This is a genomic window from Paenibacillus arenilitoris, assembly GCF_014705655.1.
Classification (GTDB): domain Bacteria; phylum Bacillota; class Bacilli; order Paenibacillales; family Paenibacillaceae; genus Pristimantibacillus; species Pristimantibacillus arenilitoris.
The window spans coordinates 83,584-94,384 of the sequence record NZ_JACXIY010000033.1 but is presented as its reverse complement, the minus strand read 5'-3'; the positions used below and the strand labels follow the sequence as shown (position 1 = coordinate 94,384).

At 54.6% G+C, this 10,801-nt stretch carries 11 protein-coding genes, 1 tRNA gene and 1 rRNA gene; 12 read left to right on the top strand and 1 reads right to left on the bottom strand.

The window, feature by feature from the left end:
* The 12 genes from rrf to IDH41_RS24015 form a co-directional block, all read left to right on the top strand.
* Positions 1 to 84, top strand: a 5S ribosomal RNA gene (gene rrf / locus IDH41_RS32290); the annotation flags it as partial.
* A gap of 664 nt (positions 85 to 748) precedes the next feature.
* Positions 749 to 1,942, top strand: coding sequence for a GNAT family N-acetyltransferase (locus tag IDH41_RS24065; protein ID WP_223830014.1), 1,194 nt, complete (start codon positions 749 to 751; stop codon positions 1,940 to 1,942).
* A 144-nt stretch (positions 1,943 to 2,086) separates the two neighbouring features.
* Entirely contained in the window at positions 2,087 to 3,544 is a 1,458-nt protein-coding gene (gene guaB, locus IDH41_RS24060) for an IMP dehydrogenase (RefSeq protein WP_190865664.1), read from the top strand.
* A 176-nt stretch (positions 3,545 to 3,720) separates the two neighbouring features.
* Positions 3,721 to 5,016 carry a D-alanyl-D-alanine carboxypeptidase family protein gene (locus IDH41_RS24055; RefSeq protein ID WP_190865662.1) on the top strand — a complete coding sequence of 432 codons (1,296 nt, stop codon included), beginning with the start codon at positions 3,721 to 3,723 and terminating at the stop codon, positions 5,014 to 5,016.
* 128 nt (positions 5,017 to 5,144) lie between these two features.
* Positions 5,145 to 6,026: a pyridoxal 5'-phosphate synthase lyase subunit PdxS gene (gene pdxS, locus IDH41_RS24050; RefSeq protein ID WP_190865660.1), complete on the top strand. Its 882-nt coding sequence runs from the start codon at positions 5,145 to 5,147 to the stop codon at positions 6,024 to 6,026.
* 75 nt (positions 6,027 to 6,101) lie between these two features.
* The gene (pdxT, locus tag IDH41_RS24045) at positions 6,102 to 6,686 is read left to right on the top strand and encodes a pyridoxal 5'-phosphate synthase glutaminase subunit PdxT (RefSeq protein WP_223830013.1); all 585 of its coding nucleotides are present in this window, start codon (positions 6,102 to 6,104) and stop codon (positions 6,684 to 6,686) included.
* 50 nt (positions 6,687 to 6,736) lie between these two features.
* Positions 6,737 to 8,014 carry a serine--tRNA ligase gene (gene serS, locus IDH41_RS24040; protein ID WP_190865658.1) on the top strand — a complete coding sequence of 426 codons (1,278 nt, stop codon included), beginning with the start codon at positions 6,737 to 6,739 and terminating at the stop codon, positions 8,012 to 8,014.
* A 91-nt stretch (positions 8,015 to 8,105) separates the two neighbouring features.
* A tRNA-Ser gene (locus IDH41_RS24035) sits at positions 8,106 to 8,194 on the top strand.
* A gap of 124 nt (positions 8,195 to 8,318) precedes the next feature.
* Positions 8,319 to 8,666, top strand: a complete 348-nt coding sequence (locus tag IDH41_RS24030) for a hypothetical protein (RefSeq protein WP_190865656.1) — start codon at positions 8,319 to 8,321, stop codon at positions 8,664 to 8,666.
* Positions 8,667 to 8,681: 15 nt separating this feature from the next.
* Positions 8,682 to 8,858: a hypothetical protein gene (locus IDH41_RS24025; RefSeq protein WP_190865654.1), complete on the top strand. Its 177-nt coding sequence runs from the start codon at positions 8,682 to 8,684 to the stop codon at positions 8,856 to 8,858.
* Positions 8,859 to 8,906: 48 nt separating this feature from the next.
* Positions 8,907 to 9,056, top strand: a complete 150-nt coding sequence (locus IDH41_RS24020) for a small acid-soluble spore protein P (protein ID WP_190865652.1) — start codon at positions 8,907 to 8,909, stop codon at positions 9,054 to 9,056.
* A 163-nt stretch (positions 9,057 to 9,219) separates the two neighbouring features.
* Entirely contained in the window at positions 9,220 to 10,278 is a 1,059-nt protein-coding gene (locus IDH41_RS24015; RefSeq protein ID WP_190865650.1) for a hypothetical protein, read from the top strand.
* A gap of 48 nt (positions 10,279 to 10,326) precedes the next feature.
* Here IDH41_RS24015 and IDH41_RS24010 read toward each other — a convergent pair whose 3' ends face one another.
* Positions 10,327 to 10,686, bottom strand: a complete 360-nt coding sequence (locus IDH41_RS24010; protein ID WP_190865648.1) for a DUF4870 domain-containing protein — start codon at positions 10,684 to 10,686, stop codon at positions 10,327 to 10,329.
* Positions 10,687 to 10,801: the final 115 nt, after the last annotated feature.

Genomic DNA, 10,801 nt, shown 5'->3' with positions numbered 1-10,801 from the left:
CCCATACCGAACACGACCGTTAAGCCCTCCAGCGCCGATGGTACTTAGACCGCAGGGTCTTGGGAGAGTAGGACGTCGCCAAGCACGAGAGACCTACCGCAGGTTTGCGGTAGGTTTTTTGTTGTTCATGCGAAGAAGAAGGAGACTCAATCCCTCTCCCGGGAGAGTAACTGAAGCTTCTCATCGTCGTATGCCGGGGAAGCGGATGCGATCCTAGAGGAAGCTTCAGATGCCGACCTCGAAGCGTTCGCGATGAAGCCTATCCGTCCGGTGCGGAATGGACGTCGCCAGGCACGAGGAACCTACCGCAGGTTTGCGGTAGGTTTTTTGTTGTTCATGCGAAGAAGAAGGCGACTTCATCCCTCTCCTGGGAGAGTAACTGAAGCTTCTCATCGTCGTATGCCGGGGAAGCGGATGCGATCCTAGAGGAAGCTTCAGATGCCGACCTCGAAGCGTTCGCGATGAAGCTTATCCGTCCGGTGCGGAATGGCCGTCGCCAAGCACGAGGAACCTACCGCAGGTTTGCGGTAGGTTTTTTGTTGTTCATGCGAAGAAGAAGGAGACTAGCGTACGTTTTAGCGGGGAACTAATTGGCAAAGTACATAAGAGGAGTCTATGGCAAAATGCGGGGGTATAAGAACCGAGAATAACTTGCTCGGAGATACGTTTTAGCCGAGAAATAAAGGATTTTATGCCATGATGGTTTAATAGGTAAGGAAGTAAAGGAATCAAAGGAGGCTTTTGGCAGATGGGGACAGGTATCGAGATTAAAGCGCTGGGTATGGAGCATTTCGGGGAAGCAATGGCATTATCGCAATTTGCCTTTCAATTTCAGAGGACTGAGCAAGAGCTGGAGAAGATAAAGGAACAGCTCCAAGAGGAACCCGCCGATCGGCATGCCGCTTTTGTCGATGGGCGTCTAGCTGCGCAAGCGATGGTGCTTGATCTGGAAATATTCGTTGGCGGCAAGCGCTTCGCGATGGGCGGTGTGGCAGGTGTGGCCACATGGCCGGAATATCGGCGTCAAGGCTTGGTTGCCAAGCTGCTTGTCCATTCGCTGCAGGAAATGAAGGCGAAGGGACAGACGATTTCGCTTCTCGCCCCTTTTGCTTTTGCCTTTTACCGCAAGTTTGGGTGGGAAATGCATACCGAGTACAAAGCTTACACGATAAAGTCAGCGCATCTTCCGCCAAGGAACACGTATGAAGGGCGAATGGAGCGCATCTACGGCAACTACTCCTTGTTGAACGGCATGTATGAACAATATGCGTCTCGTTACAACGGCACGCTGGTGCGGACGGAGCAATGGTGGAAGTATCGCGTCAGCAGTCGAAAACCCGGTCAGACAGCCGTTTATTACGGCGCGAGCGGCGAAGCGCTTGGTTATATGATTTACGAAGTGAAAACGAATCGATTGACCGTGCACGAGCTGGTTTACTTAAACGAAGAGGCGAGAGAGGCTTTGTGGTCTTATATCGCGCAGCATGATTCGATGATCGAGGAAGTGGCGCTGACCGCGCCGGCCGATGATTTGCTGCCGTATCTGCTGCCGAATCCCCGGATCAAGCAGGAAACGATTCCTTACTTCATGGCCAGAATTGTGGATGCGGAAGCGTTCGTTCGAAACTATGCGTTCACGGAAGCATCCGCTGAAGACCGCTTCGTCATCACGATCGACGATGAGCACGCGCCTTGGAACGCGGGGCGGTACATGCTGGAAATCGGCGCATCCGGAAATGCGCAGCTCAGGCGGCTGCAGCAGGACGAGGAGGCGGCGGAGGCGATACGGACCGATATCGGGACGTTGACAACGATGCTTCTCGGCTATCTCCGCCCGGCGCAATTATCGCAAATAGGACGCATTCACGGAGGCGCCGACGCGATTAACCGCTTACAAATACGCATTCCCGAACGAATGACGTTTTTGCCTGATTTTTTCTAGGCAAATGGCGGATTTTTCCCCTTCCCATGCGGTATGGCGGCTGAGTGGACAAAGCGGTCGTTCAGCCTTGACAGCCTATACCCCCTCTGCTAATATTGCAATAATATACGTGAGAGGTACTGAAAATAAGGGAGGAACATACTCGTGTGGGAAACGAAATTCGCCAAAGAAGGGCTAACGTTTGACGACGTTCTGCTTGTTCCGCGCAAATCAGAAGTGCTGCCTAGGGAAGTTGACATCTCGACAAGACTGAGCGAGAACATTAAGCTGAACATTCCGCTCATAAGCGCAGGCATGGACACCGTCACCGAATCCGCTTTGGCGATCGCAATAGCGCGTGAGGGCGGGATCGGCATCATTCACAAGAACATGTCGGTCGCGCAGCAAGCGGAGGAAGTCGACCGTGTGAAACGTTCGGAGAGCGGCGTTATTACAAATCCGTTTTCGCTGACGCCCGATCATCATGTCTACGACGCCGAAGAGCTAATGGGCAAATACCGCATTTCCGGGGTTCCGATCGTTAACCAGGATAAGAAGCTGGTCGGCATTCTGACGAACCGCGACTTGCGTTTCGTACACGATTATTCGATCAAAATACACGAAGTCATGACGTGCGAGGAGCTTGTGACGGCGCCTGTCGGCACGACGCTGCAGGAAGCGGAAGTTTTGCTGCAGAAGCATAAGATCGAGAAGCTGCCGCTCGTCGACGAGACCAACACGCTTAAAGGACTTATTACGATCAAAGACATCGAGAAAGCGATCCAATTCCCGAATGCGGCGAAGGATAAGCACGGCCGCTTGCTCTGCGGCGCGGCGGTAGGCATCTCGAAGGATACGATGGATCGCGCCGAGGCGCTCGTGCAGGCCGGCATCGACGTGCTTGTGGTCGATTCGGCTCACGGACACCACATCAACATCCTCGAAGCGGTTCGCAAGCTGCGCGCGGCCTATCCGGAACTAACGATTATTGCAGGCAACGTGGCAACCGGCGACGCGACGCGCGACCTGATCGAAGCCGGCGCTTCGGTCGTCAAGGTCGGCATCGGACCGGGGTCGATTTGTACAACCCGTGTCATCGCGGGGATCGGCGTACCGCAAATTACGGCGATTTACGATTGCGCTACGGTAGCGCGCGAGTACAATATTCCGATTATCGCGGACGGCGGCATTAAATATTCCGGCGATATTACGAAGGCGATCGCATCCGGCGCAAGCGCGATTATGATCGGCAGCCTGTTCGCGGGTACGGCCGAGAGCCCCGGCGAGACGGAAATTTTCCAAGGCCGCAGCTTTAAAGTGTACCGCGGCATGGGCTCGATCGGCGCCATGAAGGAAGGCAGCAAGGACCGTTATTTCCAGGATAACGAGAGCAAGCTCGTTCCGGAAGGCATCGAAGGCCGCGTTCCTTACAAAGGGCCGCTCGCGGATACGGTTCACCAGCTGCTCGGCGGCTTGCGTTCCGGCATGGGATACTGCGGCACGGCATCGCTCGAGGAATTGAAGAACGATACGCAGTTCGTACGGATTACCGGCTCGGGTCTTCGCGAGAGCCATCCGCACGACGTGCAAATTACGAAGGAAGCACCGAACTACTCCCTGTAATCGGGATCGGCGAGCATACAAGCCAGGTTGGACGAAGCGATGGCATCGCGGGCGTCCGGCCTGGTTTTTTTATGAAGGATTACTCATTCTTGTAACCTTTTAAGAGGTTTAATTGTAACCATTTCATATGATACAATTAACAACGGACAATCCAAGTGGGAAAAGGGGAGACGACGTTGAAGGTATTGGGAAGGCCGGTTCGGTTGAAGCCGGTTATCGCCGCAGGTCTGGCGAGTTGGATGATCATGCTGTCTCTTGGATCTACGGCGGCATATGGGGAAGGTTATCAAGGAAGGCCCAGCACGGAAAACTCATTGGGCTTGCAAGTTAAAGCGGCAATATTGGTTGATGCGCAATCCGGTCAAGTGTTATATGGAGTTAACGAAGACGAACCGCTTCCTGCGGCAAGCATGACGAAGCTGATGACGGAATATATCGTGCTCGAAGAAATTTCGAGCGGGCGCCTGTCATGGGAGGAAGTCGTAACGACGAGCGCGGAAGCGGCTTCCACGCCTCCTGACGGCTCTTCCGTCTTTCTGGCGCAGGGCGATCAACATACAGTGTTGGAATTGTACAAAGCAATGGCGGTAGGCTCGGCCAATGACGCAACGATCGCGCTAGCGTCTCAAATTTCGGGCAGCGAGCAGGGCTTCGTGGAGAAAATGAACGAAATGGCCGGCACGCTCGGCTTGCCGTCCGCGGTGTTCACGAGCGCGACGGGACTGTCCGAGACGAGCGTCATTTCTGTGAGGGATATGGCGAAGCTTGCTCGTATTATTTTGACGGAGCATCCGGAATTTCTCGATTATTCGAAGATCCAGGAGTACAAGTTCCGCGAGAAGGACGATGCGATCGTCAACATTAACTGGATGCTGGGCACGAATACCAACCAGCCCGGCTTGAAGCATTTGGCGTATGAAGGCGTCGACGGCATGAAGACCGGGTTTATTAACTCGGCCGGCTACAACTTTACGGGTACCGTTCAACGCGGCGACCAGCGCTTCATCAGCGTCGTGATGGATACGGCGACGAAGTCGGCGCGATTCAACGAGACGGCCAAGCTGTACAACTACGGCTTCAGCACGTTCGAGAAAAAGACGGTGCTTCCTCCGAAATCCGTGGTAGAAACGATCCAAACGGTTCAAATTAAGAAGGGCAAGAAGAAGTCGGTTCCGGTCGTAACGGAGAAAGACATCACTTTCATGGTGAAGAAGGGCGTCGAGCCGCAGATCGAGCTCGTCAAGAGCCAATTGAAATCGCAGGACGAGCTTGTCGCTCCGATCGCCGCCGGCACGGTCGTAGGCACGGTTACCTACAAATACACCGACGCGGAGACGAAGCAATCGCTTGAGCATACGGTCAACCTGGTGACAAACGCCGAAGCGGAAAAAGCGGGCTGGTTCCGGTTAATGTTCCGCGCCATCGGGGACTTTTTTGCCGGATTGTTTAACGGAATCGTCAATTTGTTCTAATCCGAGCAGATAACAAGGAAATGACGCAAAACAAGGGTTGTCGATTAGGCGGCGTTCCTGTAAAATCAATGGTTAGAACAACTTCGGCAACATATCATTTCATGCAGGATAATAGGAGGATTTGTAGGATGGAGACAGGTACATCGCGCGTAAAACGCGGCATGGCAGAAATGCAAAAGGGCGGCGTCATCATGGACGTCATGAACGCCGAGCAAGCGAAGGTGGCGGAAGCGGCCGGCGCGACGGCGGTCATGGCGCTTGAGCGGGTTCCTTCCGATATTCGCGCGGCCGGCGGCGTAGCTCGCATGGCTGACCCGACGATCGTGGAAGAAGTCATGAAGGTCGTATCGATTCCGGTTATGGCGAAGGCTCGTATCGGCCACTACGTCGAAGCGAAGGTGCTGGAGTCGATGGGCGTCGACTATATCGACGAGAGCGAAGTGCTGACGCCAGCGGACGAAGTATTCCATATCAGCAAGAACGAATTCACCATTCCGTTCGTATGCGGAGCGAAGGATCTTGGCGAAGCGCTTCGCCGCATTCAAGAAGGCGCGGCTATGCTTCGTACGAAGGGCGAGCCGGGAACGGGCAACATCGTGGAAGCGGTGCGCCATCTTCGCCTGATCAACGGCCAAATCCGCAAAGTGCAAGGGTTGTCGAAGGACGAGCTGTATCATGAAGCGAAGCTGCTTGGCGTTCCGTACGAGCTGCTGCTCGGCGTGCATGAGACGGGCAAGCTGCCGGTCGTCAACTTCGCCGCAGGCGGCGTAGCGACGCCATCGGACGCGGCGCTGATGATGCACCTGGGCGCAGACGGCGTATTCGTAGGCTCCGGTATTTTCAAATCGGACAGCCCGGAGAAATTCGCCCGCGCGATCGTTGAAGCGACGACGCATTACCAAGACTACAAGCTGATCGCGGAAGTATCCAAAAACTTGGGTACGCCGATGAAGGGCATCGAAATTTCCAAGCTTGAAGCCGCTCAACGCATGCAAGACCGCGGTATTTAAATAGATCGGATCTGCAGGTGCCGGCTAGCGCGATGATGCGCCGCCGGCTCTTGCCGTAAAGGAAGGCGAAGCATAATGAAAATTGGCGTTCTAGCGCTTCAAGGCGCGGTCGCGGAGCATATACGAAGCTTGGAGGCGGCGGGCGCGGAAGCGGTCGCCGTTAAAAGGGTGGAGCAGCTGGACGAGCTGAACGGGCTTGTCATTCCGGGCGGCGAGAGCACGACGATCGGCAAGCTGATGAGAAAATACGGTTTCATGGATGCGATCGCGGCGTTCTCCGCGCAAGGTAAGCCGCTGTTCGGCACCTGCGCGGGCCTGATCGTGCTTGCCGACCGGATTGAAGGTAATGAGGACGCGCATTTGCGCCTGATGGACATGACGGTTGCCCGCAACGCGTTCGGCCGGCAGCGAGAAAGCTTCGAGACCGATCTGCGCGTGAAAGGCATCGACGAGCCGGTTCGCGCCGTATTCATTCGCGCTCCGCTCATCAAGGAGGTCGGTCCGGACGTGGACGTCTTGTCGACGTACAACAACGAGATCGTAACCGCAAGACAAGGCCATCTGCTTGCCGTATCGTACCATCCGGAGCTCACGGACGATTACAGCCTTCACGCTTATTTCCTCGATATGGTGAAAGAAGCCGCCGCAAGCCGGGCATAACTCTAATAATAGACCAATACTACTCCCTTCAGAGAGGGGCTTAAACAAAATTGTTGGACGTAAAATTGCTTAGAAACGATTTCGAGAAGGTCGAGCAGGCGCTTCGCAACCGCGGTGCGTCGCTTGATCTGATCGCCGGTTTTCCCGCGCTGGATACGAAGCGCCGCGACTTGATCCAGGAAACCGAGCAGCTCAAAAACCGCCGCAACACGGTATCCCAGGAGGTTGCGAAGCTGAAGAAGTCCGGCGGCGACGCCGAAGCGCTCATCGTCGAGATGCGTGAGGTCGGCGACCGGATCAAAGAGCTGGACGAAGAGCTGCGGCAGCTGGAAGTCCAAGTGGACGAGCTGACACAAGCGATTCCGAATATTCCAAGCGAGACCGTGCCGGTCGGCAAGTCCGAGGAAGACAACGTGGAAATTCGCCGCAACGGCGACGTTCCGAGCTTCGGCTACGAGCCGAAGCCGCACTGGGAAATCGCGCAAGCTCTCGGCATTCTGGATTTTGAACGGGCAGGCAAAGTAACGGGTTCCCGCTTTACGTTCTACCGCGGACTTGGCGCCCGTCTCGAGCGTGCGCTGATCAGCTTCATGATGGACCTGCATAGCGACCGGCACGGCTACGAGGAAGTGCTGCCTCCGTATATCGTCAACCGGGACAGCTTGTTCGGTACAGGCCAGCTGCCGAAGTTCGAAGAGGATCTGTTCAAGCTGAACGACTCGGACTATTTCCTTATCCCGACGGCGGAAGTGCCGGTGACGAACCTTCATCGGGAAGAGATCCTGTCTGCGGACGAGCTGCCGAAGTATTTTGTCGCCTACAGCTCCTGCTTCCGTTCCGAGGCGGGCGCGGCCGGCCGGGATACGCGCGGCTTGATCCGCCAGCATCAGTTCAACAAGGTCGAGCTGATCAAGCTGACGAAGCCGGAGGAATCGTACGACGAGCTGGAGAAGATGACCGAGAATGCGGAGAGAGTGCTGCAGCTGCTGGGTCTGCCTTACCGCGTACTGGCGCTCTGTACGGGCGATATGGGCTTTACCGCGGCCAAAACGTACGATCTTGAAGTATGGCTGCCAAGCGCCGATACGTACCGCGAAATCTCGTCCTGCTCGAACGTGGAGGACTTTCAGGCCCGCCGGGCGGCCATTCGGTTCCGCCGGGACGCAAAGAGCAAGCCGGAATTCGTTCATACGCTGAACGGATCGGGCCTTGCGGTCGGCAGAACGTTTGCCGCGATCCTCGAAAATTATCAGCAAGCCGACGGATCGGTGACGATTCCGGAGGTTCTGCGTCCGTATATGGGCGGAATTAGCGTTATCCAGGCTTAACAGGCTGCCGCTTAATTTTTACCACAAGCCAAATCGGAGTTGCTTCTGTATTTCGGCTTGTGGTACAATAATTTTCGTGACAATTGAAAGTGGAGAGGTACCGAAGCGGTCATAACGGGGCGGTCTTGAAAACCGTTAGGGCGCAAGCCCACGTGGGTTCGAGTCCCACCCTCTCCGCCATTCTACTCCGTTACATAATACAAGCCTTAACGCAAGCATGCGTTGGGGCTTTTTTTTGTTAGGAGCGCAATCGTATAAAAAGCCGGCCCAAATCGCATCTTATACGGTGTGGAGGTGCTTATAGATGGGTAAATCAGACGAACTGCAGATGAACCAGGACAGCTTGGCCGATGCCTGGCGGCAAACGCTGCCGGTGGTCATGAACAAGGCCGACCGGACGAAGGTGCATCCGGACGAGGCGGACGCGAAGGCGCTTCGCGTAACGATCGATACGGCGGGCCATCAGGAGTACACCTTCGACTTCAAGGTAACCTACGTGGACAGCCGCGAAGTGAAGGTGGACCTCATCGACGTGGAGAAGGATAATGTCTCGATCGATGAGCGAGGCGATATAATGCAGCAGCTTATTCAGGATTACACCCGTCATTTGCATGAATGCGCGCAATCGCTTCAGCAACTGACTCATGCGTAGGGGAGGCGATTGGACATGAGCAAAGCAAAGGGCACGGCCGACAAAAATTTATCGAACGTCGTGGAGGCGCTGGAGCAGGATCCGGTCAACAGCCATCAGGCTCAGCAGCTGCAGCAGGACAAGAACGACCGGCGGCATCAGGATTCGCTGAACTTTGACCAGCCGTCGGATTTGGAGCATCAACGAAGCTAACCGAACTTATTGAAGATGATTCGGTAACTGCGAAGGAGAGACGCGACCATGAGCAAACCAGACCGTTATCCCGTGCCGGAGAGCAATGTCGGGAAGCAGCGGCGCAGCGGCGGCGACGGCGGCGTACAGGAGCCTATGTCGGGTTCCAAGAAGACGAAGCAGAACAATCACGTCAGCCACCGTAACCCTCAAGGATAAGGATATCCGAATTCCTACTGTCAAAGGTCCTCAAAAGCAATAGATCCAACGTCCCGTTTCATTAATCGAAACGGGATTTTTTGGTTATTGCTTCTAAATGTTGCCGATTTATTATAAAATGGGAGGTGCTTATATAAAGATAGGTTAGGGGAGGAACGGATTCATGAAAAAGTTTCAAAAAATAGCGGTGCTCGCATTAACCGTTATTTTGGTCGTCATCGCGGGGTGCAGCTCGGGGAAGCCGGCGAAGGAAGCGTTGCAGTCGGCCATGACCAAAATATCGGAGGCGGACTCCTACAAGGTCAAAATGTCATTCGGGCTTGACGAGCTCGAAATTCCGCAGGATGCGGCGGCCGGGGCCGACGCTGCTGCGGCAGCTGCCATTATCGGTATGATTAAGGATGCATCCATCACGGTCGACGCGATCTATCAGAAGGATCCGATGCGGACCGATTTGAATATGGAAATCGTCATTCCCGGCGATATGGAGATGAAGCTGTCGGTGCCGATGATCATGACGCCGGATACGCTCTATGTCAAAATCCCGCAAATTCCGATGCTTCCGCTGCCGGAGACGGTTACGGGCAAATATATAAAGATCGATCTGAAGGAGCTTGCCGAGCAGCAAGGCGGCGCGCAGATCGACATAGCCGCCCAGCAGAAGCTTGGCAAGGAAATCGGAGCGGTGCTTCTGAAGCACCTTGACGAGAAAACGTATTTCAGCGAGCCGAAAGCCGCCGAAGCGGGATTGCCCGAGGGGCTGAAAGCCGATCAGATCATTGCCGTGGAAATTAACGAAACGAATTATGCCCAAACGGTAGACACCGTCATTAATCAGGTGCTGCCCGAGCTGATCGACGTGCTGCTGAAGAACGAGGAGTCGTTGAAGGCGCTGCAGCTGGAGAAAGCCGACGTTGAGCAGTTTAAGACGGATCTCGAAGCGAATAAGGCGGAAATTCTCGACGTGCTGAAGAACGACGTTAAAGTGAATAAGCTCAAACTCACTGGCGCAATCCAGGACGGCTACATGGTGTACCAAGACGGCCAAGTGGGCGTGGAAGCAACGGACAAGGAAAGCGGCCAGAGCCTGAAGCTTGGCCTTCATTTCGACGCGACTTATTCCGAGATCAACAAGGACGCCGCATTCGAGAACGAAATTCCGACGGATGCGCTGACGCTCGATGAACTGACCCAAATGTTCGAGCTGCCTGCGGGCATGTAAAGAAAGAAGCAGCACTCCCGCTTTGGGGGCGCTGCTTTTTTTGTCCATTCATTTAAAGAAGCGAATCGTCATTGGATAACGATAATCCTTGCCTTCGGAAGCCCGGATCGAAGCGATGATCGTGAAAGCGATCCAGAAGATGAACAAGGCGATAGAGGTGACGATCCCGATAAGGATGAGGATAAGCAGGCTTGAGATAATGCCGTAAATCGCGAAGCTGATTTGGAAGTTCAGCGACTCCTTGCCGTGCATGTCGACGAAATAAGATTGGTCTTTCTTCAACAGCCAAATGACTAACGGACCGATGATGGAGCCGAACGGAATGACGAACCCGCTGAATGCGAGCAAATGGCACAGCATGGCGTACATTTTCTCATCTTTATGCAGGCCGTAGGGGTGTTGATTCATGGTGTAATGCCTCCCTTAAAGTGTCTCCGGTTATGAGCCGTATGTTACTTATACGTTCACCAAGCCGCAGGATATGCATAAATAGATCAACCGCGAAGGAAAAGGGCAATCGTCA

Coding starts and splice junctions, on each gene's coding strand:
- IDH41_RS24065 (WP_223830014.1), top strand. CDS start 749: ATGGGGACAGGTATCGAGATTAAAGCGCTGGGTATGGAGCATTTCGGG.
- pdxS (WP_190865660.1), top strand. CDS start 5,145: ATGGAGACAGGTACATCGCGCGTAAAACGCGGCATGGCAGAAATGCAA.
- pdxT (WP_223830013.1), top strand. CDS start 6,102: ATGAAAATTGGCGTTCTAGCGCTTCAAGGCGCGGTCGCGGAGCATATA.
- IDH41_RS24030 (WP_190865656.1), top strand. CDS start 8,319: ATGGGTAAATCAGACGAACTGCAGATGAACCAGGACAGCTTGGCCGAT.
- IDH41_RS24025 (WP_190865654.1), top strand. CDS start 8,682: ATGAGCAAAGCAAAGGGCACGGCCGACAAAAATTTATCGAACGTCGTG.
- IDH41_RS24020 (WP_190865652.1), top strand. CDS start 8,907: ATGAGCAAACCAGACCGTTATCCCGTGCCGGAGAGCAATGTCGGGAAG.
- IDH41_RS24015 (WP_190865650.1), top strand. CDS start 9,220: ATGAAAAAGTTTCAAAAAATAGCGGTGCTCGCATTAACCGTTATTTTG.
- IDH41_RS24010 (WP_190865648.1), bottom strand. CDS start 10,686: ATGAATCAACACCCCTACGGCCTGCATAAAGATGAGAAAATGTACGCC.